This window comes from Pseudoalteromonas sp. MMG033 (assembly GCF_057197785.1).
Genome location: NZ_JBXVAL010000002.1, coordinates 841,203 through 866,402, shown reverse-complemented (window position 1 = coordinate 866,402; position 25,200 = coordinate 841,203). Strand labels below are relative to the sequence as shown.

The 25,200-nt window shown below is 41.5% G+C and carries 19 protein-coding genes; 14 read left to right on the top strand and 5 right to left on the bottom strand.

Features of this window, described 5'->3' with window-relative positions; genetic code table 11:
• Positions 1 to 97: 97 nt before the first annotated feature.
• Positions 98 to 2,524 (top strand): PAS domain-containing hybrid sensor histidine kinase/response regulator, encoded by a 2,427-nt coding sequence (locus AC2CZC_RS24860; RefSeq protein ID WP_484585047.1) that lies wholly within the window; start codon positions 98 to 100, stop codon positions 2,522 to 2,524.
• A gap of 26 nt (positions 2,525 to 2,550) precedes the next feature.
• On the opposite strand, the gene rlmF is transcribed toward AC2CZC_RS24860, so the two are convergent.
• Positions 2,551 to 3,417: a 23S rRNA (adenine(1618)-N(6))-methyltransferase RlmF gene (gene rlmF / locus AC2CZC_RS24855; protein ID WP_484585046.1), complete on the bottom strand. Its 867-nt coding sequence runs from the start codon at positions 3,415 to 3,417 to the stop codon at positions 2,551 to 2,553.
• 120 nt (positions 3,418 to 3,537) lie between these two features.
• Here rlmF and AC2CZC_RS24850 point away from each other — a divergent pair, with 120 nt between their 5' ends.
• On the top strand, positions 3,538 to 4,446 hold the full coding sequence (locus AC2CZC_RS24850; protein ID WP_484585775.1) for an alpha/beta fold hydrolase: 909 nt from the start codon (positions 3,538 to 3,540) through the stop codon (positions 4,444 to 4,446).
• 20 nt (positions 4,447 to 4,466) lie between these two features.
• Here the strand turns inward: AC2CZC_RS24850 and AC2CZC_RS24845 are convergent, their stop codons facing one another.
• Both AC2CZC_RS24845 and AC2CZC_RS24840 read right to left on the bottom strand, forming a co-directional pair.
• Positions 4,467 to 5,906: a tetratricopeptide repeat-containing sulfotransferase family protein gene (locus tag AC2CZC_RS24845; RefSeq protein ID WP_484585045.1), complete on the bottom strand. Its 1,440-nt coding sequence runs from the start codon at positions 5,904 to 5,906 to the stop codon at positions 4,467 to 4,469.
• An 88-nt stretch (positions 5,907 to 5,994) separates the two neighbouring features.
• Complete coding sequence (locus AC2CZC_RS24840) at positions 5,995 to 8,616, bottom strand: TonB-dependent receptor plug domain-containing protein (RefSeq protein ID WP_484585044.1); 2,622 nt, start codon at positions 8,614 to 8,616, stop codon at positions 5,995 to 5,997.
• 421 nt (positions 8,617 to 9,037) lie between these two features.
• Between AC2CZC_RS24840 and AC2CZC_RS24835 the strand changes: the two genes are divergently transcribed.
• Both AC2CZC_RS24835 and AC2CZC_RS24830 read left to right on the top strand, forming a co-directional pair.
• Entirely contained in the window at positions 9,038 to 9,412 is a 375-nt protein-coding gene (locus AC2CZC_RS24835; RefSeq protein ID WP_484585043.1) for a hypothetical protein, read from the top strand.
• 138 nt (positions 9,413 to 9,550) lie between these two features.
• Complete coding sequence (locus AC2CZC_RS24830; RefSeq protein ID WP_484585042.1) at positions 9,551 to 10,915, top strand: leucyl aminopeptidase family protein; 1,365 nt, start codon at positions 9,551 to 9,553, stop codon at positions 10,913 to 10,915.
• 48 nt (positions 10,916 to 10,963) lie between these two features.
• Here AC2CZC_RS24830 and AC2CZC_RS24825 read toward each other — a convergent pair whose 3' ends face one another.
• The gene (locus AC2CZC_RS24825) at positions 10,964 to 12,442 is read right to left on the bottom strand and encodes an aminoacyl-histidine dipeptidase (RefSeq protein ID WP_484585041.1); all 1,479 of its coding nucleotides are present in this window, start codon (positions 12,440 to 12,442) and stop codon (positions 10,964 to 10,966) included.
• A gap of 274 nt (positions 12,443 to 12,716) precedes the next feature.
• The gene (locus AC2CZC_RS24820) at positions 12,717 to 13,790 is read right to left on the bottom strand and encodes a beta-ketoacyl-ACP synthase 3 (RefSeq protein ID WP_484585040.1); all 1,074 of its coding nucleotides are present in this window, start codon (positions 13,788 to 13,790) and stop codon (positions 12,717 to 12,719) included.
• A 138-nt stretch (positions 13,791 to 13,928) separates the two neighbouring features.
• On the opposite strand from AC2CZC_RS24820, the gene AC2CZC_RS24815 reads away from it, so the two are divergent.
• The 10 genes from AC2CZC_RS24815 to AC2CZC_RS24770 all read left to right on the top strand — a co-directional run bounded on the left by AC2CZC_RS24815 (position 13,929) and on the right by AC2CZC_RS24770 (position 25,196).
• Entirely contained in the window at positions 13,929 to 14,327 is a 399-nt protein-coding gene (locus tag AC2CZC_RS24815; protein WP_484585039.1) for a nuclear transport factor 2 family protein, read from the top strand.
• Positions 14,328 to 14,409: 82 nt separating this feature from the next.
• Entirely contained in the window at positions 14,410 to 15,645 is a 1,236-nt protein-coding gene (locus AC2CZC_RS24810) for an ATP-binding protein (RefSeq protein ID WP_484585038.1), read from the top strand.
• Positions 15,642 to 16,163, top strand: a complete 522-nt coding sequence (locus AC2CZC_RS24805) for a response regulator transcription factor (protein ID WP_484585037.1) — start codon at positions 15,642 to 15,644, stop codon at positions 16,161 to 16,163. The genes AC2CZC_RS24810 and AC2CZC_RS24805 overlap by 4 nt, the downstream gene beginning before the upstream one ends.
• A gap of 76 nt (positions 16,164 to 16,239) precedes the next feature.
• Positions 16,240 to 16,644, top strand: a complete 405-nt coding sequence (locus AC2CZC_RS24800; protein ID WP_237136543.1) for a DUF1761 domain-containing protein — start codon at positions 16,240 to 16,242, stop codon at positions 16,642 to 16,644.
• On the top strand, positions 16,645 to 16,896 hold the full coding sequence (locus AC2CZC_RS24795) for a hypothetical protein (protein WP_284020597.1): 252 nt from the start codon (positions 16,645 to 16,647) through the stop codon (positions 16,894 to 16,896). It begins immediately after the preceding gene.
• 155 nt (positions 16,897 to 17,051) lie between these two features.
• The gene (locus AC2CZC_RS24790) at positions 17,052 to 17,312 is read left to right on the top strand and encodes a CBU_0592 family membrane protein (protein ID WP_063363753.1); all 261 of its coding nucleotides are present in this window, start codon (positions 17,052 to 17,054) and stop codon (positions 17,310 to 17,312) included.
• A 134-nt stretch (positions 17,313 to 17,446) separates the two neighbouring features.
• Positions 17,447 to 19,438, top strand: a complete 1,992-nt coding sequence (locus AC2CZC_RS24785) for a TonB-dependent receptor plug domain-containing protein (protein WP_484585036.1) — start codon at positions 17,447 to 17,449, stop codon at positions 19,436 to 19,438.
• Positions 19,439 to 19,820: 382 nt separating this feature from the next.
• Complete coding sequence (locus AC2CZC_RS24780; protein WP_484585035.1) at positions 19,821 to 21,992, top strand: M4 family metallopeptidase; 2,172 nt, start codon at positions 19,821 to 19,823, stop codon at positions 21,990 to 21,992.
• 61 nt (positions 21,993 to 22,053) lie between these two features.
• Positions 22,054 to 23,571 carry a M20/M25/M40 family metallo-hydrolase gene (locus tag AC2CZC_RS24775; protein WP_484585034.1) on the top strand — a complete coding sequence of 506 codons (1,518 nt, stop codon included), beginning with the start codon at positions 22,054 to 22,056 and terminating at the stop codon, positions 23,569 to 23,571.
• 170 nt (positions 23,572 to 23,741) lie between these two features.
• Positions 23,742 to 25,196, top strand: coding sequence for an SLC13 family permease (locus AC2CZC_RS24770; protein WP_484585033.1), 1,455 nt, complete (start codon positions 23,742 to 23,744; stop codon positions 25,194 to 25,196).
• Positions 25,197 to 25,200: the final 4 nt, after the last annotated feature.

Here is a 25,200-nt window from a genome sequence, read left to right as displayed (position 1 = left end):
TGCAGCTTGGGTTTTCGGGTGTATTTAATCTTATTTCTTCCTATATTTATAGCTGGTGGATGGAAACTTACATGGCCACTGCATATCTGGAGCTGATATGTCTGGAAAAACTTATATAGATTTGGAAAGTGAACTTGAAGGCTTGAGAGAAGAGCTAGAGCAAGTTAAGTTTGAGCGCGACAAATATAAAAAGCTGTTTGATGTATCTGGCGATGCACTTTCAATTATCAATTTAAATTCAGGAAAATTCGTAGAGTGTAACGACGCGGCGATCGAAATGCATGGCATTAGAAGCCAACATGCGTTTTTACAACTGACACCGGCTGATATTTCACCCATGTACCAGCCTTGCGGCCAATCATCTGAACACTTAGTTAACTACTATATCAGTAAAACTCAAAATGAAGGCGCGCAATTATTTCAATGGACCCATTCTCGCCCTGATGGCTCAACATTCCCATGCTTAGTATCTCTCACGGCAGTGCAGTTCAATGGTGAGGATCTTATTCTGGCGATTGGTCGAAATATCAGTGAAATTGTGCAGGTGCAACAAAAGCTTGATGCTGCCCATTCGGATATCAAGCGGTACAAAAAAGCATATCAAAGAGAAAAAGAAAAATTCGAGCATTTTGTTAATTTGGCGCCAGTAGGCATTGCCATAAACTTTATGAAAGATGGCAGTTTTGACTATGTAAATCAGGAATTCAGTAACATTACGGGGTACTCAGTGGAGGAGCTAAACCAAATGGATTACTGGCAACTGACACCGAAAAAGTATGAACAACAAGAGTATAAACAGCTTGATGATTTAAAAATGAAAGGGCGCTACGGCCCTTATGCTAAGGAGTATATTCATAAATCAGGAAATGTATTTCCGGTGCTATTGTCAGGGATAAAAATTACCGACAGTGATGATGAGGACTTTATCTGGTCTGTTGTTCAAGACACGACACAGCAAAAAAAGGTTGAGGCGCAAATACAAAGGGCAAAAGAAGAGGCAGATTCATTCGCTATTCGGATGCAACTTGCTAACGACTCCGCAGAGATTGGGGTTTGGGAGTGGGATCTTATTTCCAATGAGTTAATTTGGGATGATTGGATGTTTAAACTGTATGGCGTTTCCCAAGGGCAGTTCTCAGGCGTTTATGAAGCTTGGGAAAATAGTGTTCACCCACAAGACCTTGAATATGCGCGCTCAAAATTAGAGGCGGCAGTGAAAGGTGAAGGGGTTTATGAGCCTGAGTTTAGAGTTGTGCATCCAAATGGCAATATAAGGACCATGAAAGCGAGCGCGGAAGTGCTCAAAGACGAGTCTGGCAATCCTGTCAAAGTCATTGGGGTTAACTATGATGTGACCGATAAGGTCGCAGTGATAGAAAAACTCGCAGCAGCAAAACTAGCTGCAGAAAATTCAGTTAAGGCCAAGAGTGATTTTCTTGCCAACATGAGTCATGAAATACGTACACCCATGAATGCGATTTTAGGCGGTCTGCAGTTGCTTCAAGGGGCAGATTTAAATTCCGATTTTAGAAAAACACTGGCGAACGCGTCATTTTCAGCGCAAAGCTTGCTGACAATTATCAATGACATTCTGGATTATTCGAAAATAGAGTCGAATAAGCTGGAACTAGAAAGCGCACCTATTTCATTTGCAGATATAGTCGAGTCGGTCAAGTATGACTTGGATGGGTTGATCAGCAAAAAAGGTATTGATTTTAATGTCATAATCGATGAAGAGTTTGATGACAGATGGCTCGGGGATTTGGTGAGGGTTAAGCAGGTAATTCTAAACTTGGCCTCTAATGCTGTTAAGTTCACGGATGAAGGGTCAGTAAAAATAGGCGTGATGAACGGAAAATATGAACACAACCCAGCGGTTGTCCTGAATATAGATGATACAGGGATTGGCATGAGTGAGGAGGTGCAACGCTGTATATTTGACCGGTTTTCACAAGCGGATACATCGACAACAAGAAAATATGGTGGGACTGGTTTAGGTATGTCGATCACTACCAGTTTAGTGCGACTGATGGGAGGGGAAATACAGTTAAAGAGTGAACAAGAAAAAGGCACCAATATCCGCGTTGTACTGCCACTTGAAAAAACGAGTCAAACACCGAGCTCATTGCCCTGTAAATCGTTATCTCCTCCAGATTTAGCTGGAAGAAAAGTGCTTATTGCAGAGGATAATAAAATTAACCAGATGCTGGTTAAAGTGATGCTTAAAGAGACGCAAGCTGAGTTAGTTATTGTAGAAAATGGAAAATTAGCAATTGACGCTTGCCAGAAAGGTGAGTTTGATTTGGTTTTAATGGATATTCACATGCCAGAAATGGACGGTATTGAAGCGCAATCTATTATAAATACGCAGCAGCCAAACTTACCTATAGTTGCCTTAACGGCGAACGTGATGAAGAGTGATGTGCAAAAGTATCTTGCACAGGGCTTTGTATCTCATGTAGGAAAGCCCATCGACATGAGAGCGCTGTTTGGCGTCTTGCAACATATTCTCAATGACAAGTAGGGCGATAATTTTGGGCAAGCAGTTAATTAAAACTGCCATGCGATAAATCGGCTTTGCTTATTGCCTTGCAACATATTAACGACTTTATGGTTTTTAACTTTTTGCTGCTTCAAGCACTTTGTTAAAGCCGGCAGGTTATCTTTTTTTGATACCAGGGTCGTGAACCATCCTACTTGCTCTTTAAACTGAGCACTTTCTTTTATCATATTTGTAATAAAGGCAAGTTCGCCCCCGTCACACCAAAGCTCTGGTGCATGGCCACCAAAATTTAGTTGCTTAGCTGTTTTTGTGATTCCAAGGTTTTTCCACTTTCTTTGGGTACCTTGCTGAGCTGCCTGTTCACTTGCATGAAATGGTGGATTACACATAGTGATATCAAAATAGCTATCTTCTGTGATGATACCTTGAAATATTGAATTGCTGTCAGCTTGATGTTTTATTTTCACCGCCAGCTTGTTTGCCTTGGCGATATTCTCAGCTACTTTCACTGCAATTGGATTAATGTCACTACCGACAAATCGCCACTTATATTCCGCATGTCCTAATATAGGATAGATTAAGTTAGCACCCGTTCCAATATCTAAGCATTTTATCTTTTTTCCTGTGGGGATCACGCCTTCATTTTCATCTGCGAGTAAATCAGCAAGGGCATGAATATAGTCTGCTCTTCCTGGCACTGGCGGGCATAAGAATTGCGGCGGTAGGTCCCAATATTTGATCCCGTAGTGCTTGAGTAACAGCGCTTTATTTAAAAATAAAACAGCTTGAGCGTCAGAGAAGTCAATCGTAGTTTGGTCATTTGGTTTTTTCACAAGATAATTTGCTAGCTCAGGGACTATGGCCGAGAGACCAGCTAAATCGTAGCCGTTGGCGTGTTTATTTCTAGGGTGCATGCTTAGAATATATATCGCAAAATTACTTTGCAGAATTATACCTTAATTTCAATGCCTTCACTAATGGGTTTACTTTTAAGTAATTCAGCTGGTACGATGAGTTAAAAATAGCCTGTACATATCATGATAAAGCAAGAGTCGATACAAGTACCAATACCTGATAAAAAAGCTTCATTGCATCTTAGATACATTCATAACACAGCTAAGCAGGGGCCTGTAGTGTTGTGTCTGCATGGCGCAATAGAAAATGGCAAAATTTTTTATACAAATTCAAATAAAGGCTTTGCGCCCTATCTCGCAGCACAAGGGTATAGATGCTTTGTGTTGGATTTACGTGGAAGAGGTGAAAGCGTACCCTCTATTTCGTCAGGACATGACTATGGTCAGACTGAATCAATCACAGAAGAAGTACCAGCGGTACTCGAGTACATAACAAAAAAAGTCGGCGAGCGTCCGCATTATTGGGTTGCGCATTCTTGGGGCGGAGTCATATTGAATAGTGTGTTTGCCCGCTATCCAGATGAAATCAACCATGTACGAGCTTGCGCTTATTTTGGCTCCAAGCGAAGCTTATACAATAATCACCCTGAAAAATTATTCAAAGCAAATCTGTTGTGGTTTTGGCTTGCATATTATTACGTTAAAAAACACGGCTTTTTACCGGCGAAAAAGCTTCGTTGGGGCGCCGATAGCGAGACAATTAAATCACACGCGCAAAGCGCACAATGGGCAAAGATTAGCCCTTGGGTCGATAGCGATGATAACTTTGATTATGGCCAAGCTTTGAGTGGACTATCCCTGCCACCTACGCTACACATAGCAGGAGTAAGTGACAAGGCTTTGGCTCAGCCAATCGATATTGAAATGTTTATGAAAGAGTCAGGAGAGGGCGTTCAAAAATTAAATATTTATGGAAAAAAATATGGTCACTCTCATAACTATGGCCATATCGATATGCTCACTCATCCAAGCGCATTGCAAGATCAATTTAAAGATGTTCTCAGTTGGTTTGATCGTTATGACGGCTGAAGTTTATAGCAGCCCATATTTTATTCAGGCTGCGCAAGCTCCTTTTCTATATCCTTTTCAAAGACTTGCCAGCGGTTTAATGAGCGGTTATGGATTGGTTGACGCACTTGAGTTTTACTCAGTGTTGAGACCTTGCTGCGACTTTTATAAAACTCCATACATTCGGGCTCATACTTTAGATAAATAAAGTTAAGAATTTTCTGAATGGTGCGCTCTGGCTCATCAATTAGCTTTTCATAGCTGACATTGAATACATTTCTTTTTAGATGTGCAGAAAAGTGGGACATCACTTGTTGTTCAATTTCAGAGTAAAGTTTGAACTCGGGGAGCGAACAAAAGTAGGGTTCATTTTCGGCAAAATGGTTACTGTAAACTGACCAAGCGTTAGCCATAAAATCACGGGTTAAATGAATGATTCTGGCGTTTGGGAATATCCTGTAAATCAGTCCTATGTTCTGAAAGTTTGCTGGAAGCTTATTGATAACAGCTTCTTCTTGAACCCTGTTTTTCTTGATTTCATCTACGTAAACACTGCGACAGTAATCAAGCATGGATGTGGATGGTTCATAAATACAATCTGGAAAAGGGCGTTCAGTTCGCATTTCAAGGTATGGCACTATTTTTTCACTGAGCACTATGCTTTCGCCAATTGTGCCGACTTGGCTATGTTGTGTCAGGATTTGCTCAAGCAGTGTAGAACCGGTTCTTGGCAGCCCAACGATAAACACAGGTGTAAACGTTGACTGAACTTTATCTGTTGGCTTTGAGAAAAAGTCTTCATCACAAGTGGCTAATAGACGGTTATAGAATGGCAGCATATCCACTGTGCTAAATTCGCATTGTGTCAGCTGTAGATCATTGGCTTTTTTATAGTATTCGAAGGCTTCTTTATTGTCGCCCAGAGCTTGATGTGCAGTTGCAAAGGCGTGATAGGCAACAACTTGAAATCGTGGGTGCTCAAACTTCCCATCAAATTTCTCTAAACGTGCCATTAACTCAGGTATTTCAGAGGGGGGAGCCAATTGCATGAGTTCAAAAATCATAAATACAGAAACACCAGATTCGGGACACTCTAATCCTTTTTTGAAAACTTGATAAGCGTTATCTATGAAGCCATGGTCTAGATAGAACTGGCCAAGATGATAGTGAATTTGGGCGTTGTGTCTGGCTACACTTAAGGCGTATTCTAGGACAGTTTTAGCGTCAACAGGCGAACCAACTGCAATAAATGCATCAGCTAAAGCATATAAAGGGTCGAGCATTTTAGGTAGATGTTCACACGCTCTTTTTAGATAGTATATTGCGTTATCATACTGCTCTAAACGCATACATATACGACCTAGGCCAAATAGGGCTTTGCCATTGGTGGGGTTTTGCTTAAGCACTTGCTTAAACATAAACTCAGCTTCTCTGAGCCTGTTTTCTAATAGCAGTTCTGTTGCGCGATCTAAAAGTAACATGTTAATCAGCAGTTTATTTTAATAATAAAAATAAAAAGAGGAAATAGCTACCGCTAATTCCTCTTTTGCTCTGGGTTACAGATAAAGTTTAGAACGTATAAGTTGCTTTGACGTAGTAGAATCCGCCATTTATGCCAAATGGTGACGTTTCATAATAGACACCGCCCCATGTGTTGGATGGTGTAAGTTCAGTCGCGCCTTCCTCAGCGAAGTTGATTACTTTTTCAGCATCTTGGTCAAAGATATTATTTGCACCAACTGTAAGGCTAATGTTTTCTGTCGCGTAATATGTCAGCTCAGCATCAAATGTAAAGTTTGGATCTGCCATGATTGCAGTCGCGTCATAGTCAACGTGAACGCCTTGATATTCGCCAAAGTAGTTGTAACGAATAAAGCCTGAGAAGTCTTCCCACTGCTGAGTCCAAGTATAAGTGGCTCTATGTTGAGGTAAGTCATTCTCCAAGCGTTTTACTTTAAAAGCGCCTGTAATAGCGGAAAACTTGTCTACCTCAGTTTCATTCCAGTTATACGCCATGCTGAAGGTTGCAAAGCCGCCTAACAAGTCCATCGAGTAATTAGCAACAACATCAACACCTTGTGTTGTGGTATCGAAGTCATTTGTAAAGAAAGACACTTGCGCGATACTATCTACATTAGGGACACCATCGGCTTTAAGTGCTTCTTTTTGAGTCGGTGTTAGATTAATTTTTTCAGATTGACTGAGTCTATCCTCTACCTGAATATTGTAGTAGTCGATGGTTAAGAATAAATCGCCTGTCTGGTATACAAAACCAAGTGTATAACTCTCAGACTCTTCAGGTTGTAATTCCGTACCGCCTAAGATCTCTGATACTGGGTTTGTAGGTGGTAATAGCGCTGAGTCTACGAGTACACCGCTGCTCAGGTTTGTTTGCACATTACTTACGTTAGCCTGGCCAACGGTTGGCGCTCTAAAGCCTGTGCTCACAGAGCCACGTACTGATAGGTCATCAGTAAGTTGATACTGACCCATGATTTTGAAGTTAGTTGTAGAGCCGAATGAATCATAATCCTCAAATCTGAGTGCCCACCCCATTAAAAATTCTTCTGTGAATGGGGTTTCTATATCTACATATGCGGCATAGTTGCGGCGGGAAAACTCGCCTGCTGCTGCAGGTTGGAACCCAGGGAAGCCATTTGAGCCGATACCAAACCCTTGTTGAGTTAACGGCCCGGCTATAAATGAAGCTTCATCACCAGCAATAACTTCAAAAGTCTCTTCGTGCCATTCTAAGCCTGTTGCTACATTCACCTCATAGGCCAAACCAAAGTCGAATTCTTTAGATACATCAAAGTTAAAGTTTTTCTCTAGCTGGATATATTTACCCGGGCTGAATTCCATCGGCGTTTCAGCGCCTAGCGAGGCATTGACTGTGTTGGTGATGAAATAACGAGATTCATTTCGACCGACAGAACCACTAATGTCATAGTAGCCGCCTTCCATAAAGCCTTCTGTAAACTCGCCTTTTGTGCCAATCGTTAGGGATGTATCGGTAATATTACCGCCAAAGTTTGGTGTAAAGCCACCAGGTAGGATCTCATTAAAAGCAAAACAATTTCTACCAACTTCTGTATCGGCTGCAATTTGTTGATAAGCGGCAATGGTCGCGACATTGTATATGCGGTTGCCGTCGGCATCTTTCAGGTTTACGGTGGGGCAACCAATTCCTGTGTTTAAGCCGTCGAGATCGGCAACAAGTAATGTATCACCTCCGTCATTAGAATATACTTGAGGGCGGGTCTGTGGGTTACGATAGTAGAATCCACCTTTTACATCACGTTCAGAGTAGTTACCAAACATATAAAATTCAGAACTATTACTTAATTCAAGTCCAACATTACCAAAAAGGGTAATATCGTCTTTGATCTCTGGTGCACCCCAAATTTGCGCTGGGTTTCTTACGCCTTCGACACTCGCGTCAATATATGCTTGCGCATCAGGTCTTTGCACACTTCGGCTTGTTGCGTCGGCTTCTTTGTACTGAAAACTTAGGTTTGCAAAGCCTTGATCAGTAAATGGTAAGCCAATATTACCTTCAAATGTCGTTGTATCACCGTCACCTTCGTAATATTCGCCCTGTTTAACGGAAAAACTACCGCCTTCTGAAGCGTCCTTAAGCACAAAGTTCAAAACACCTGCGATTGCATCGGAGCCATATTGCGCAGCAGCGCCATCACGCAGTACTTCAACTTGTTTAAGCGCGACACTGGGAATTACAGAAATATCTGGCCCTTGTGCACCATCATTAATACCACCGCCTAAAAATGCGATAACAGATGAGCGGTGTCTGCGCTTACCGTTAAGTAAAATTAGAGTGGAGTCAGCAGGAAGGCCACGAAGGTTCGCTGGACGAACTAAACTCGCCGCATCACTGATTGGGTTAGCATGTACATTGAGTGAGGGCACTGAACCTTTTAAAAGCTCGAGCATATCATCCCCACCAGCTTTACTTAGCTCATCGCCGCCTATGATATCGATCGGTACTGGTGACTCACCAATTGACCTAGGCGCTGCCCTTGAACCAACGACGGCAATTTTCTCAATATCTTTGTTTGCTCCTTCTTCTCTTGCATCTGCTTGAGCGCTAAATGCGAGTAAGGCTGTGGTCGCTGCAGTAGTAGAAATAGCAAATTGTATCGCTTTTCTTAGTTTGCATCTCTGTAGTTTCATCCTGTTTCCCCAGTTTTTCTAAACTTCTTTTTATAAACCAAATTGCAATATGCAATAACGTGTTATCACTTGAATGTATTCAATTCGTTAACACAATAATAAAAGTAGCAGCCAATTCGCCAAGTTCAATTTTTTGGTTGATTTAATTGCATTTATTTCTAAATTAAGCTGGCATAGACCCAATTTTTCACTAGAGTGGAATGAATTTGTATTTCAAATAGGTAATCCCATCTCGTTTAGTGTGTTTTGTTTAGTTTGTGAATTAACAAAGTAAGGAAGAGCGTTCTGTATTTGTAAACGCGGTTATGAGGAGGAGTCCACAGTTTAGTAAGGAAAGTCATTTTAGTTGGACCAAATATCTACACGATTTTTACAGAGAACTTTGCTAGAATGATGGTAAATAAGCTGATTTTGGACATCAATGCGGTTAATAAAAGTCGTGCATAAAGCACCCATAAGGGTGGCACGGATAAGTAGAAAAAGGCAAAGGTTAAGGATAAAACGTACGCTGATTGCGTTGAAAGGGGCGCTCGCCCAAGAAAAGCAAGAAACGGAAGAGATGCTTGATATTTATAAGCGCTATACACTTGGTAATGCATCTAAGTCAGAGCTAAGAGTTGCCAACAAGCAGTTTGTAGATGTTTTAAAAGGTTTGGGGTTAGGTGTTTTTGCTATTTTGCCATTTGCGCCCATTACGATACCTTTAATCATCGCATTGGGTAATAAATTTGGAGTAGAAGTACTTCCCAGTTCATTCTCAATAAAAAAAGAAGAAAAAAGAAATAAAAGTGAGTGAGCGTTACTCAATGCCGCGCTTATTCAGTGATTTACACTAAGCCAACATAATTATAGAAAAAACTTACCCTTATGACGGTGAATTGTGTCTCAGTTATTGATATCCTTGAGTCAATACAACTTAGAATAAGAGGCACGTATGAGTACTTTACTCGTTCATTCCCAGGAAGGAACACCAGTCCATTTAACAACAGAGTCACAGCTAGAAAGCTGGTTGTCAGAAAATGCACAAACGGCCAAAAGTTTTGTGTTGTCAACGCGTCAAGAGGGACAAAATGTATTACTGGTCCCGGATTTGGAAAGTGGAGCATTATCAAGTGTTGTATGCATAGTTGAATCGCTTGATGATCAATGGTTAGCAGGTGATCTAGCCAAGCAGCTACCGAAAGGTATGTATCAGTTTGTTGGTGGTGAAGAGTTAATCGAGCGAGCTGCCACGAGTTATATACTTGGTGCATACAAATATAGCGCATATAAAAAAACCGCCCCTATTCAAGCAAAGCTAGCTATCTCAGAAGAGGGCCTGTTTAAGAAAGTATCTGATATCACAGCTGGTATATACTTGGTACGTGATTTAGTGAATACGCCAGCTGCCGATATGATGCCTCAGCATTTGGCAGAAACATTCATTGAACTCAGCGAGCAGTTTGGTGGTGAATTTAAACAACTTATTGGTGACGAACTTTTAGAGCACAATTATCCGACTATTCACATGGTTGGTCGTGCAAGTGATAACAAGCCTCGCTTATTAGATTTAACTTGGGGTGACGAAAACGCACCTAAGCTGACATTAGTGGGCAAAGGCGTATGTTTTGACTCCGGTGGTTTGGATCTTAAACCAGCTGCAGGTATGCGAAACATGAAAAAAGACATGGGCGGTGCAGCGCATGTACTAGGCTTGGCACATATGATTATGGCGGCAAACCTGCCTGTAAGATTACGCGTGCTAGTCCCTGCGGTTGAAAATGCAGTGTCAAAAAATGCGTTTAGGCCGGGTGATGTGATTGTTACGCGTAAAGGGATCACAGTTGAAATTGACAATACAGATGCTGAAGGGCGTTTAGTGTTGTGTGATGCTTTGGCTGAAGCACAGACTGAAAAGCCTGATCTGCTAATTGATTTTGCAACATTAACAGGTGCTTGTCGAATCGCCTTAGGTACTGAATTACCCGGTTTTTATAGTACAGATCAAAAGATTGCTAACGACATCATTGCTGAGGGAATTGAGTTAAATGACCCAGTATGGCAATTACCTTTATTTGATCAATATAAAGGGTTGTTTAAAAGCGATATTGCGGATATTGCGAACTGCGGTTCAACGCCTTTTGGTGGCTCTATTACTGCTGCGTTATATCTCAAAGAGTTTGTTGAACCAGAAAGTACACCGTGGCTTCACTTTGATGTTATGGCGTGGAATGTTCGTCATTTACCGGGTCGCCCAGTAGGCGGTGAAGGCTTAGGCTTAAGAGCTACCTTCTCATATTTGCAAAAGCGTTTTGCTTAGGAAAAATTTAAAAAACGGCTCAATTGAGCCGTTTTTTATTATGCAGAATTATGCAGATTTTACGGGGATATTTGAAAGCAATGCTTTCATTTGCTCCCAGTATAACCCCACAGAACCAATATGTACTTTTTCATCTGGAGAGTGAGGGAATTTGATGGTTGGGCCAAATGAAATCATATCCATGTCTGGATAAGGTTCTTTGAACAGGCCACACTCTAAGCCAGCATGAATCACCATGATGTCAGGTTTTTTACCGTAGATACCTTCATACATATCTCTGAAAATGTGAATGAGTTCTGATTCTGGTTCAGGTTTCCAACCTGGATATGCACCAGAAAACTCAACTTTTGCGCCCGCCAGCTCGGCTAGTGAAGCAAGCGTACCTTCAACGTCCGTTCTACCTGAGTCAATCAAAGAGCGGATCAGGCATAAAATTTCTACGCTGTCTTGCTCTGTGGTGATCACGCCAAGATTTAAAGAGGTTTCTACTACGCCTTGAATATCGTCGCTCATTCTTACTACACCATTAGGGCAAGCATTCAACAATGACAGCAATTGCTGTGTGCTTTTTGATGTCATCGGTGTTTGTGATGCTTCGACTTGTGTAGTGATAAAAGTAAGGCCAGTTTCAATTGCAGCAAGTTCTTTACGCATTAGCGCCTGAACTTCCTCAATACGCTCTGCTAATTGATTAATATCAGCATCTTGAACTGCAATCGTAGCGTAAGCTTCTCGAGGAATTGCATTTCTTAGCGAGCCGCCCTTGAACTCAACAATTTGAAAATCAATACCACTGAGTTGGTGCTTTAATGTACGAGCTAATAGTTTGTTCGCGTTGGCACGTCCGGTATGAATGTCGACACCTGAGTGGCCGCCCTTAAGGCCTTTCAATGCGATTTCAACATAAACTTGTCCAGTTGCTTCAGTCTGTCTTTCGATATCGAGTGTCAGGCTAGCATCAATGCCACCGGCACAGCCCATATAGATCTCGCCTTCTTGCTCAGAGTCGGTGTTTAGTAAAATTTCGCCTTCCAACCAACCTGCCTCTAGACCAAATGCGCCGGTCATACCAGCTTCTTCATCGACGGTTAAAATCACTTCAAGTGGACCGTGTGCAACGTCATTTGAGGCTAAAACAGCTAAACAAGATGCCATGCCGATGCCGTTATCAGCACCAAGCGTTGTACCATCAGCTGTTACCCAATCGCCATCGACGAAGGGTTTAATTGGATCTGTCACAAAGTCGTGATTGGTATCATCATTTTTTTGCGGCACCATGTCGATATGCGCCTGCAATACGACCGGCTTTCTAGTTTCCATGCCTTCAGTAGCCGGTTTTTTGATGAAGACGTTACCGGTTTTATCTCGGCGTGTAGCTAAATTTTGTGACGTTGCCCAGTCAACAATAAACTGTGCAAGTGCTTCTTCATGCTTTGATGGGTGTGGGATTGAACAGATTTGGTCGAAAAATTGCCACACGATTTGTGGTTCGAGTTGGCTTATCTCTGAATGAGGTTTAAACACCATATTCCCCTAATAACTAGCTTGTTGTCAGTAATTTGATTTAATAGCAAACGTTGGTTGCTTTATAACAGCGTTCGTTGTGCGGTATGCAAAAGCAACTTCACATTAAATTAAGACGTTTGAATGTCGTTAAAATAAGTATAAAGGCGTCACTTTAGATTATTTACATAAGACGATGAGATGCCAAGGACATATAGTCTAGACGCGCTGCGGAAGGTATATTATCAGTTATTCACATCTATATCGAGCAGCAGCGTCTACTACTGCTCGGTGTAGATTAATCCGCTTTTTGACAAGCAGCAACAGAGTCGCTGACAAGTTCTAAACCTGACTTTTCACAAGCTGGGAATGTATAATCTGATGTTGAGATAGGTGTTACACGTTCGCCCCATTTGATGTAACTTGCTGCCCAAGTTAATCCTGCACCAAATGCCGCAGACATGATATTTGCGTGTGGTTTGATCATACCTTGCTCAACAGCTTCACAAAGCGCTATTGCAATCGTTGCTGCCGATGTGTTGCCATAATTGTCAATGTTGACCATGACTTTATTGTCGTCAATATCTAACTTTTTCTGAATGGCTTGTATTATTCTCAGGTTAGCCTGGTGAGGGATCAGTACATCTATATCTTCAAGTTGCAGGTTTGTTGTTTGTAGTACATCGTCACAAGCTAAGCTCATACCGGTAACAGCACGCTTAAATATCTCTCTGCCTTCAAATAGTAAATCTGATGGACCAACCGCTTCATATTTATTTAAATCCGTACCATAGTTCGTAATGTGCAATATATCTCTGTCTTCAGTATCACATCCAGTCTTGGTTCCCATTAAACCGCTCGGCTCAGAGCTCGCTTCAAGAACAACGGCGCCTGCGCCATCTCCAAATAAAACCGCACTGTCTCTTTTGGCCCAGTTGACATACCAGGTCATACGTTCCGCTGCGACGACAACCGCCTTTTTAATCATGCCAGCTTGGATCTGAGCAGTTGCATTTTGTAATGCGTATAAAAAGCCAGAACATGCTGCATTTGTATCACATGCAGCGGCACCTGTAGCGCCAATGTTTTTTTGCACAAGGGAGGCGGTATTGGCAACCATGGTTGAAGGCGTACACGTTGCAAGTAAAACAAGATCAATGTCTTCACCATTAATGCCTGCACATGCAAGCGCATGCTTACTAGCGATGGTGGCCAGCTCTGCTGTGCTAACATGACTTACTCGTCGTGAACGGATCCCTGTACGCGTTGTGATCCACTCGTCTGTGGTATCAACGATCGTACTTATTTCATCATTACTGATTGACGCTGGTGGTACTGCTTTCCCCCAGCCGGTAATTTTGGCATATATCATAGTGTCTCTTTATCAAATCCGACCACTTGGTTAATTGCGTATTTATAACAAACTATTGATTTTTACTCAAAGAATACCTTGTTGAATTAGCACATTTGACTAAAATAAAATGAGAAACAGGTCAGATATCAGTTGTTTATGACTCAGAAAATCACTCAAGAATTACTTGATGAACTTGTATCTTTAGAGCGGCTTTTACTTGAACCTCATGTAAGAGAATCCAAAGAACGCTTGTCTTTGTTGTTGGATGATGACTTTTACGAAATATCTGCGAACGGCTTACTCTTCGACAAAAGACATGTTTTGTCACGCTTGCCTTGTGAAAAAGTGCCTCAATTTTACAATCAAGATTTTAGAGGGCAGATGTTATCTGAAACAATCGCGCAGTTAACTTATCATGCAGCGTATAGAAGAAACGCATACAGCAATTTACAGTTTTCATTAAGAATGTCATTATGGCGCGACATAGGCTCAGGTTGGCGATTGCTCTTTCATCAGGGAACGCCCTGTCCAGAGTTTGCTTTGAGATATGATTGAGTTTGCAAAAGCACGCCTGTTCTCTTTAAGTTAGTTTGTTGTTCGGGTAAAGTACGCGCATCTTCAATCTTTGGCTCGACTTATGGTTATCGCTTTTTCCCCCCAGTCCGCACTTGGTCAGTTGTTATTGCTTCGCTCCATAGCCATCGTGTTGCAACTTGTTTTAGTTTTGATTTCAATTTTGCTATTGGATAAAAGCATTCCACATCAGCCTGTGTTTTCGGTCATTGCGTTAGAGTCACTGTTTCAGTTGATAAGTATTGTGATGTATCGCCGCAGCCGAGAAATATCAGAAAGGGCAATGACTCTTCAGCTCATGGCTGACATTGTATTTTTATCTGTTCTGCTGTCTTTTTTAGGTGGTGCGAGCAACGCCTTTGTTTCTCTTTTATTATTGCCTTGTATTATTGCGGCTGTAACTGTTTCAATAGGATACGTCTTATTTGTGTCAGCAAGTGCCTTAGTTGCCTATGGCTATTTGTATGTTGCTGTGACCATGCCAATGCATCACCATGGAATGCACATGGGAGAGCATTTACTTGGGATGTTTGTCAACTTTGTCTTTATGGTGGTTGTGACAGTCGGTGTTGTTGCCATATTGGTTAAAAGGATCAGAGAAAGGGAAGCATTACTTGCAAAAACCAGAGAGAAACAATTACAACAAGAGCAGCTTTTGGCTTTAGGGAGCGCCGCAGCGCAAGTTACTCACCAATTGGCCACGCCAATTGCACATCTAAGCTTATTGTTGGAGGAGTTACAAGAGGACTTTCCTGCGCATCCTGCAGTCGCGGAGATGAATGGGCCATTATTACAATGTCGAACACAATTAGATAGCTTTCGAGAGCAGACCGAGCTACTCAAACTTAAACGCCAAGAAAAGTCGCAATCTACTCAATTCGTTTTAGAGCAGCTTGAAGAGTTAATGACATTGCAATACCCTGGGCAGTCTTTGACGGTATCAGAGAAGACCTCCAGTGTGGATATTAATGGTGACCCAATGTTAGTGCCTTCTTTACTTAATTTAATCGTGAACGCCGCGAAGGCTAATGAACGAGCGGGTAAAAATCTAATCGAGCTGAGCGCGTTTTCTGAAGCGGGTAAATGGCATTTAACTATCAAAGATCAAGGTAAAGGGATCGCACAGAAAAAGCTAGATGATATCGGAAAGTCTGTTGTTGAGAGTGATACTGGTTTTGGCATGGCTTTATTATTAACCCATGCGACCCTAGAAAGAGTGAATGGAGAGTTGCACATTGAAAACCTAAGTGAGGGCGGTGTGTTATCTACAGCAGTTTTACCAATTGTGGGTGAGTTATGAAGTTATTGATCATTGAAGATGATATTGCGTTCTCTAATACGCTTGCAAGGCGAATGGCCAAAATGGGCTTTGAGTGTCAAATTGTTAATCGAGAGGAAGAGATACTTTCTCAATGCGAAACTTTTCTTCCCGAGTATGTGCTTTTGGACATGAAACTAGAGCACTCGTCAGGGTTGCAGCACATTGGTGCAATTAGACAAGTATTATCCAGCGCAAAGATAGTTTTACTCACAGGCTTTGCAAGTATTGCGACCGCAGTGGAGGCCATTAAACTTGGCGCTGATGATTATTTAACAAAGCCCGCAGATACCAAACTCATTGCGAAAAAGCTCTTGGGTGAAGATGTGGTAATAGAAGACACATTTGAATCTACCATGTCACCAGAGCGGCTAGAGTGGGAGCATATACAGCAAACGTTGCAGGCAAATGACGGGAATGTCTCAGAAACAGCTCGACAGTTAAATATGCACAGAAGAACATTGCAGCGAAAACTACAGAAAAAGCCTGTATCTAAATAACCTACTGATACACATATATTGCCCTATTGATAGATTTTAACTAAATTGAAAATAGTGAAACAATGGGGCAGTGCTCATGTACGTATTCGACATCAATATCATTGCGGTACTACTTGCTGCATTAAGCTCTTTTTTACTTGGCGGGATATGGTATTCGCCTCTACTCTTTCAACGTACATGGCTTGAGGGCGCTGGATTAACTGAACTGGACTTGAAAGCCGCCAACCATAAAGTCATTTTCTTGGGATCATTTTTGTTGAGTATTGTTGCATCAGTAGCAGTAGCAACCTTGGTAGGTAAAGGATCCTCTGTAATCGACACGATGTCATTTGGGCTATTTATTGGCATTTTGTTTGTCGCAAGCTCTTTTGGTGTGAGTTATCTCTTTGAACAAAGACCACTTAAATTATTTCTGGTGAATGCCGGCTATCACACGTTACAATTCACGTTAATTGGGTTTGTGATAGGGAGTTTAAATTAATTGGCAAAACCGAACAAAAAAGGCCCTGTTAGAACAGTCGATATTTTCTGCGCAAATTGTAAAGCAAAGCTTTTCAAATACCGTAAAGGCGGAAAGGGCAGCTTAATAAAGTGTTTTATTGAGCGCATTAGTGTAGATCACACTAATAATCAGACTCATTGCCCCGAGTGTGAGCAGGAGTTTTCCCGTAAAACTTTGATTAGAGGTGCACCTGCACTGAAAATTGTTGGCAATAAGGTGACTTTTAAATAACACCCTTATCGATAAGGACAATTATCCTGTTTTCTCATCTCTATTTTTAAGATACTCACAAAGTTTGTGCTGTTTCAACGATTGAAAGTCACCCTACCCATGGAAAAGGGCCAGCGTGTTTGGGTGAGTATCCACAAAAATATATGGACAAAAACATGATTGATATTTTATTTGATGTAATTGGTATGACTGGTACTTTTCTTGTGGTTGGCGCATTCTTTTTGCTACAACTTGAAAAAGTCACGCCAGATGGCCTCAAATATAACCTCATGAACCTTTCTGGTGCAATATTGCTACTTATCAGTTTGTGCTATAACTTTAACCTTGCAAGCTTTGTGATTGAGCTATTTTGGATAGTTGCTTCACTCATCGGTTTGTATAAGTATTTCAAGGCAAAGAGATTACAAGCGGCATAAAACTTAAGTAAAAACTTGCACAGTTACATTTCATGCGTATTATTTAGATGTATGAACGGTAACTGTGTAAGCAAAATTGAGTGATTTTAATCTCTTAAATTGAGCTTGTTACGGTATCAGTAGCCAGGCTCAATATGAAAAAAACAACCCCGCTGATATTTTTATTTTCTTTTTGCTTAAGTGCAGCCGCTTCTCAAGATGAGTTGTTCGAATTGAGCTTTGAAGAGCTACTTGATGTCAATATCACCCTAGCGACCAAAACCGTTGAAACTCCCACATCAGTTCCATCCAGCACCACGGTCTTCAACCGACAACATATTCAATTATTAGGCGTTGCGAACGTATATGAGCTCATGAATTTTGTGCCTGGTATGCAGTCAACCCGTGGCGATTGGGTCGGCGCGGTGCCAAAAGAGCATGCGCGCGGTATTTATCTCGATAGCGGTAATGTACTTGTTATGCTCAATGGACAGCGACTCAATGATGCATCATTCGGCAAAGCGTCTGTTTATGCGCCATTTATCCCAGTTGAAATCGTTGAAAGAGTTGAGTTTATAAGAGGCCCAGGTTCTGCACTTTACGGAAGTAATGCCTTTTTAGGTGTGATGAACATAGTAACCAAAAAGGGCGCTAATCAGATCATGGCCGCAGTCGGAGATAATGGGATGTATCAAGGCGCTGTGAGCTTACATAAAGCCTTTGATAATGGCTTAACAGTTCAAGCAAATACCTCTTTATATCGAGATGATGGAGATAAATATTTTGAAGCCCAAGTGAGAGATCCTGTTGATGGCCGGTTTATTGAGCTTGAGTTCAGTTGGCACAATTGGCGATTTGCAATTCATAATACGGAGACTCGGTTAGATGAGTTTATTAACTTATCAGGAGAATCAAAAGATAATCGTCACACCAGCCGCAATCTAGGTATGCAATTAGAAGTCAACTCTTCATGGCATGACTCGATCACCAACACCACTCGGTTGGATTTTATTAAACACGATATTAAAAGTGCGGGCCTCATTGCCAGTGCAGAAGTTCTCCAGTTAGAAAACGGTTTTTTTGTCGGGCCTCGTTGGCAATCTAGAGATTTAACTTTAAACAGTGAAACTGTGTATACATACGATGAGTCACTTAATGTGATTTTTGGGGCTGAATACTCTTGGGAAGAGCAGTCTAGAGCAGATGTTTATACTAATTATTATAATGCTGATACAGGACAAATCTTTGTCGATGAACCTTACTTTTTAGGCGGCCTTCAAGTGATAAGTAATCACGAACCATTTAAACCGCTTGAAGCGAGTTTTGATTCTTATGCGGTGTATACGCAATTAAAGTATGTACTGAGTGAATCGATTACCCTGTTTACAGGGCTGCGTTATGACGATGTGGTAGATATAGATCGAAAGCTTTCGCCAAGGTTGGCGCTGATATATCAGTTTAATCCGGTGCACACATTTAAGTTACAATATGGTGAGGCATTTAGGGTGCCTGTAAGCAATGAGCTATATTCCAACGATGAGGTGACATCAGGAAATCCAAGCTTGAAAGCTGAATATCTAAAAACGACGGAATTGGTTTGGCATGCTAAAGATAAGAATTGGCAAATTGATTTAGTTTTGTTTGATAATGAACTAGAAGACTTTATTAATTTAATTCCAGTGGATGAAGCGCAATCTCGTTTTACGTTTGATAATGTATTTGAAACCAGTATGCAAGGCTTGGAGTTTAGTGGTACTTTACATATCAGCGATAATACTTGGCTTTCTAGCACGTTTACACAGTATATAGACTTACCCTTTAATCCGAGTTACAAAAAGTTTGGTTCACTAGTGTTTAATCATCGCCATGGTGATATACAGTACTCTTTCAACGGCATTTGGCGAGATAGTATTACTGTTATTCCAGCAGTGCTGCCAGATGATCCGGAATTTTCTCCTTATCATCAGCCTAGCCACTGGCTTTTTGGTACAACTGTGAGCTGGAAAGTTGATGAAAAGCAAGGAATTGCATTACAAGTGCAAAACTTGTTTGATAAATCAACTGATGCATTTGACCCAAGAAGGTATGATGGAAGAGTGCCTCAAAAAGGTCGTCAAATTAGGTTGCGTTATACCTATGACTTTTAATATTTGATGGAGCAAAGTATTCAAACCGGTAAATTCTTTACCCAGTACAGTCAATCTAAAACTCTAGCGCAAATCAGGTTTATCAGTCTTAATACACCTCTTTAGAACTCCTTAAATTAGATTTTATAACACGTCATTATTCTAACTTAGTAACTATGTATGTAGTGCTTTGTTTACATTTATTTATTGTACAATGTAAAGTTTATCAAAACTTTTGTTTAACCATATGATTAATTTGATTAAAAAAATACAGATTGCAAAGGTGTAATTTATGTAAATTAAAGGTTTATTTTTTGTTTTATTTGGCTAGTCTCAACTATGCATCCAACTCAGGTGCACATTCAGAACTTGAATGTAAAAACACACAATCAAGGAGCATAAAGTGAAACTACATAAAATAACGAAATTATCTCTCGCCACACTCGCGATATTAAGTTGCGCTGCGAATGCCGCACAAAAGCAATATTTAAACCAACAAAATAATTTAAATATGATGCTGGTATCAGGCTCAATGAGTGTTTTATCGGCCCCAGCAGAACAAATAATAGGTCTTTCTTCAGCTGACTCACTCAAAGTATTAAAAACGTTTAAACACAAAAACGGTGCGACAACCTATCGCTATCAGCAGTTGCACCAAGGGTTGCCTGTGATAGGCGATACGGTCAGCCTGACATTTGACAAACAAGGGCTTTTGAAACACGCACATGGGGCGGCCGTTTATGGCATTGCGGGAGATGTATTGTCAACAAAGCCATCCTTGGCAGTGGAGCAGGCAAAAACGATGTCAACTGCGTCGATTGCTTCGTTGCAAAAGGGAAAAGAGAAGTTTCATGAGACTGATAGGCTAGCTATTTGGATTGATAGCAATAATCAAGCGCGCTTAGTGTATGAGCTGTCGCATGTGACATATGGTGAACACCCTTCAAGACCTTACCAAATTGTTGATGCGAATACAGGTGAGGTTTTAGTTAGCTATGACAACATTCAACACGCGAATGCAACGGGCCCAGGTGGCAACCAAAAAACAGGTAAGTACCAATATGGCACAGATTATGGTCATTTAGATGTCAGCCAGTCTGGCAATATATGCACCATGAACAATGCCAATGTAAAGACCATTCACTTAAATCACGGAAGCAGCGGTTCAAGTGCGCACAGTTTTACTTGTCCAGAAAATACGGTTAAAGAAATAAATGGGGCATACTCTCCGCTTAATGATGCGCACTATTTTGGTAATGTGGTTTTTAACATGTACAGTGATTGGCTAGGCACAGCACCACTGAGCTTCCAATTACAAATGCGTGTCCACTATAGCAATAATTATGAAAATGCTTTTTGGGATGGTCGGTCGATGACATTTGGTGATGGTAAAGACCGTTTTTATCCCTTGGTAAGTTTAGACGTGTCTGCACATGAAGTAAGTCACGGCTTTACAGAGCAAAACTCAGGATTGATTTATCGTAACAAATCTGGTGGTTTGAACGAGGCATTTTCAGATATGGCTGGTGAAGCTGCTGAGTATTATATGAAAGGCAGCAATGATTGGCTGGTAGGCCAAGATATCTTTAAAGGCAGCGGTGCGCTGCGATATATGAACGACCCGACAAAAGATGGTCGCTCTATTGAACATCAGTCAAACTTCACCTCAGGTATGGATGTGCACCACTCATCGGGTGTGTTTAACAAAGCTTTCTATCACCTCGCAACGACAACAGGGTGGGACACTAAAAAGGCATTTGTTGTGATGGCTAAGGCAAATCAGATGTACTGGACAGCAAGCACTGATTGGGATTTAGCAGGTAACGGCGTGATGGATGCTGCATGTGACTTAGGTTACAACCCGGATGATGTGAAAGCAGCGCTTGCACTGGTCGGCGTAAACTCTCAGTTAAGTTCTGGAAGTAGCTGTGGCACACCGCCAACAGATGAAGCGTTGACCAATGGCGTTGCAAGAACGGGGATCAGTGGCAGTGCCAAATCTCAACAGTTTTTCACCTTGGATGTACCTGCAAATGCAAGCAACCTAAAGTTTGTCACAACGGGCGGCACAGGTGATGCGGATTTATATGTTAAATTTGGTAGTCGACCAACTTTGCAGTCATATGACTGTAAGAGCACAACGTCTACAAGTGCTGAGTCATGTTCAATAGCAGCTGTACAAGCCGGTACTTATTTTGTGATGGTTGAAGCTTGGAATCAAATCTCAGGAGTTTCCCTGACTGGTAGTTATTCAGATGGAGGAAACACAACCCCGCCTATTGATAGAACTGAAAGCAATATTTCGGTATCTACTGGTCAGTGGGCGAGATACACTCAATCACTTGGTGCAGGCTACTCAAATTTGACGGTGACGATTTCTGGTGGCGCTGGCGATGCTGATCTTTACGTGAATTTTGGTTCTGCCTCTTCTACTACAACATATCAATGCCGCCCATACAAAAATGGAAACAGTGAGACCTGTACATTTACCAATCCACAATCTGGTACATGGCACATAGACTTGCGCGGTTACAGTAATGCAAGTGGCGTTAGTTTAAATATTAAAGCCAACTAACACATATCAACAAAAGGCGGCATTGTGTCGCCTTTTACTTCCACTGCCCAAAGGAACAACTATGCGTACAAACACTTATTTATGTTTGTTGACGTGTCTGACTTTCCCTTGTTTATCAAATGAAGTATCTGAAAAAAAATGGATTACATTAGGCGCAACAGCAAGTCATCATTACCAGCTAGAAAACTCAGTTAAAGGCCGCTCTTACGTTCAATCAAAGAGTGATAATTCATCCGTTGATTTACTATTGATGAATGAAGCAGAACATGTCCATGTTAGTCACTTTATGCATGATAACTATCATCGCTGTGGCGGGTTTGTATTACATGAAAATGAAGAGGAGGCTTTAGACTATCTGCGTACATTAGACTATGCGCACAACAACCAGCCAGAGCTCACGTACTCAATAGACAACGCTGATACTGTACAAGCCCTAATGAGTAAGGTGTCGACGACAGGTTTGGAGAGTACAGTTAGCGCTATGACGGCATTCTACAACAGATACTATACACAGCAATCTGGGGTAGATGCCGCTAATTGGGTGAAGCAGCACTGGATAGATTTGGCGCGAAGTCGCACGGATATAAAAGTGGAATCTTATAATCACTCTTGGCCACAGTCATCTGTAGTTGTCACTATTCCTGGCAACGAACTGAAAGATGAGATAGTGATTATTGGTGGGCACTTAGATTCTATTAATGGTTCTAATCCAAGCAGTGGAAAAGCGCCTGGGGCAGATGACAATGCCTCTGGTATTGCGGTGCTCAGCGAAGTACTTAAAGCCATTGTGGCGAGTAATTATAAACCCAAAAGAACCGTTCAAATCATGGGCTTTGCAGCGGAAGAGGTTGGGCTGAGGGGATCAAAAGCAATTGCACAAGATTATAAGAGCTTAGGTAAAAACGTGGCGGGTATGGCGCAGTTTGACATGTCTGGGCATAAGGGCAGTCAGTATGACATTGTTTTTATTACAGACTACACAAACAGCAGTCAAAACACATTTATGAGTCAGTTGCTAGATACCTATTTAAGCAATGTTAATTATGGCTTTGATAGATGTGGTTATGGGTGTTCAGATCATGCGTCATGGTATCAGCAAAGTTATCCTGCTTCTTTTCCTTTCGAATCCCGAATGAGAGAGTCCAATCGATTGATCCATACGTCAAATGATACTGAGTTTGATGCCAATCACTCAATAAACTTTGCCAAGCTAGCTAGTGCGTATGTGGCGGAGCTTGCTAAAACGGCAGGCTCTGCACCGCCGCCCACTGATCCAACGCCAATTCAAAAGAGCTACAACGACATAGCTGTGGCCCAAGGGCAATGGTGGCGTACAAGCTTGACTTTAGGCAGTGGATACAGCTCACTCATTGTGACCATCTCAGGTGGTACAGGTGATGCCGACCTCTATGTTAATTTTGGTGCTCAGTCTACGACTTCTCAATATCGATGCCGACCTTATCGGTATGGTAATGAGGAAAGGTGTGAAATTACAACACCAGAGTCTGGCCAGTGGTATTTTGATTTGAGAGGCTATACGCAAGCCTCGGGTGTTAATTTGACTGTGAGTGCAAATTAATTAAGTGCGATGCTGTCACTTTGTGGCAGCATAAATAATTACGTATTTTATGTAGTGGTAACTAAGAGGTGTTTTTTATGTTTCATAACCACTCTGTTCGCTTGTAGAAAGTCATACTCTCATTCATACTGCCTCCTTATTTTAAATACATAATTATAAAAAATAGATAAATGACGGATACAATGGTTAAAGGCAGTTCCTTATACAATAAGTTTTGGCTATTTTTAGGCCCTTTTCTTTTTTTACTTACATGTTTAACGCAAAGCCCAGAGGGGTTATCTGAACAGGGGTGGCGCACGGCAGGATTAGCAATGTGGCTGGCCGTTTGGTGGGTGAGCGAAGCAGTTCCAATTCCAGTGACTTCTTTAGTGCCTTTATTGGCTGTGCCTTTAGCAGATATTAACGATATTAGGAGTACCTCGTCTGCCTATGCACACCCATTGATATTTCTATTTTTAGGTGGTTTTCTCATTTCTATTGCGATGGAAAAGTCACAATTACATAAACGTATTGCTTTAAAAACCATGTTAAAAAGCGGCACGAATCCTAAATATCAAGTATTGGCGATGATGTTAGTGAGTGGTTTTCTATCAATGTGGATTAATAACACTGCAACGACGCTAATGTTGCTGCCAATCGCTTTATCTGTTATTCATGTTTTGCAGAAAAATGGTGCCCATTGTGATAACTACGCTAAAGCTTTACTACTGGCAATTGCTTATAGTGCTAGTTTAGGTGGGGTCGGTACAATTATCGGTACTGCGCCAAATGCTTTGATGGTTGCCTACTTGTGGGATAATCATCAGATAGAAATTGGCTTTGGACAGTGGATGATGGTCGCTGTGCCATTTACATTTGGCATGATTGTGTTGTGTTGGCTTTGGTTGACTCAGTTCGCATTCAAGCTTACACCTCAGCAAAATGATACTCAAATGACCGAGGTTTTCTCTGCTCAACTTAAAGAGCAAGGGAAGATGACGATAGCCGAAAAGAACGTGATGTATGTCTTTTTGTTTGCGGTTTTTGGTTGGCTTTTAAGGCCTTACTTGCAGACGTGGACTGGATTAAACATAACAGATACGGGCATTGCTGTTGCAGCATCAATTATGTTGTTTATCTTACCTGCAGATAGCTCAGGTGAGCAAAAAGTGATGGATTGGCTTGCGGCTAAAGAAGTGCCCTGGGGCATATTATTGTTATTTGGTGGTGGCTTAACCTTAGCAAGCCAAATAAAAGGTTCAGGCCTTGCTGAGTACATCGCTAATTTATTAGCAGGTGCCAGTGCAATTCCTCTCGTGTTGAGCGTTGTTGCTGTTGCTGCCCTCATTACTTTCCTAACTGAGTTGACCAGTAATACCGCAACGGCTGCCGGGTTTTTGCCGTTGCTAGGGCCTGTTGCTGAGCAAGTAACCGGCACACCCCTTGTATGGATCATCCCAGCTGCAATGGCCGCTAGCTGCGCATTCATGATGCCTGTAGCAACGCCGCCAAATGCGATTGTGTTTGGCTCAGGCGAAATTAAAATTAAGGATATGATTAAAGCAGGATTTGTGTTGAACTTAATTGCAATTGCTGTAATAAGCCTGTTGACGTTAACAGTTGCACGTTGGGTTTTTGTCTTTTAATCAG

Excerpts from the sequence above, each read along its gene's own strand:
- AC2CZC_RS24860 (WP_484585047.1), top strand. The coding sequence starts at position 98 with ATGTCTGGAAAAACTTATATAGATTTGGAAAGTGAACTTGAAGGCTTG.
- rlmF (WP_484585046.1), bottom strand. The coding sequence starts at position 3,417 with ATGCACCCTAGAAATAAACACGCCAACGGCTACGATTTAGCTGGTCTC.
- AC2CZC_RS24845 (WP_484585045.1), bottom strand. The coding sequence starts at position 5,906 with ATGTTACTTTTAGATCGCGCAACAGAACTGCTATTAGAAAACAGGCTC.
- AC2CZC_RS24840 (WP_484585044.1), bottom strand. The coding sequence starts at position 8,616 with ATGAAACTACAGAGATGCAAACTAAGAAAAGCGATACAATTTGCTATT.
- AC2CZC_RS24835 (WP_484585043.1), top strand. The coding sequence starts at position 9,038 with ATGCGGTTAATAAAAGTCGTGCATAAAGCACCCATAAGGGTGGCACGG.
- AC2CZC_RS24830 (WP_484585042.1), top strand. The coding sequence starts at position 9,551 with ATGAGTACTTTACTCGTTCATTCCCAGGAAGGAACACCAGTCCATTTA.
- AC2CZC_RS24825 (WP_484585041.1), bottom strand. The coding sequence starts at position 12,442 with ATGGTGTTTAAACCTCATTCAGAGATAAGCCAACTCGAACCACAAATC.
- AC2CZC_RS24820 (WP_484585040.1), bottom strand. The coding sequence starts at position 13,790 with ATGATATATGCCAAAATTACCGGCTGGGGGAAAGCAGTACCACCAGCG.
- AC2CZC_RS24815 (WP_484585039.1), top strand. The coding sequence starts at position 13,929 with ATGACTCAGAAAATCACTCAAGAATTACTTGATGAACTTGTATCTTTA.
- AC2CZC_RS24810 (WP_484585038.1), top strand. The coding sequence starts at position 14,410 with ATGGTTATCGCTTTTTCCCCCCAGTCCGCACTTGGTCAGTTGTTATTG.
- AC2CZC_RS24805 (WP_484585037.1), top strand. The coding sequence starts at position 15,642 with ATGAAGTTATTGATCATTGAAGATGATATTGCGTTCTCTAATACGCTT.
- AC2CZC_RS24800 (WP_237136543.1), top strand. The coding sequence starts at position 16,240 with ATGTACGTATTCGACATCAATATCATTGCGGTACTACTTGCTGCATTA.
- AC2CZC_RS24790 (WP_063363753.1), top strand. The coding sequence starts at position 17,052 with ATGATTGATATTTTATTTGATGTAATTGGTATGACTGGTACTTTTCTT.
- AC2CZC_RS24785 (WP_484585036.1), top strand. The coding sequence starts at position 17,447 with ATGAAAAAAACAACCCCGCTGATATTTTTATTTTCTTTTTGCTTAAGT.
- AC2CZC_RS24775 (WP_484585034.1), top strand. The coding sequence starts at position 22,054 with ATGCGTACAAACACTTATTTATGTTTGTTGACGTGTCTGACTTTCCCT.
- AC2CZC_RS24770 (WP_484585033.1), top strand. The coding sequence starts at position 23,742 with ATGACGGATACAATGGTTAAAGGCAGTTCCTTATACAATAAGTTTTGG.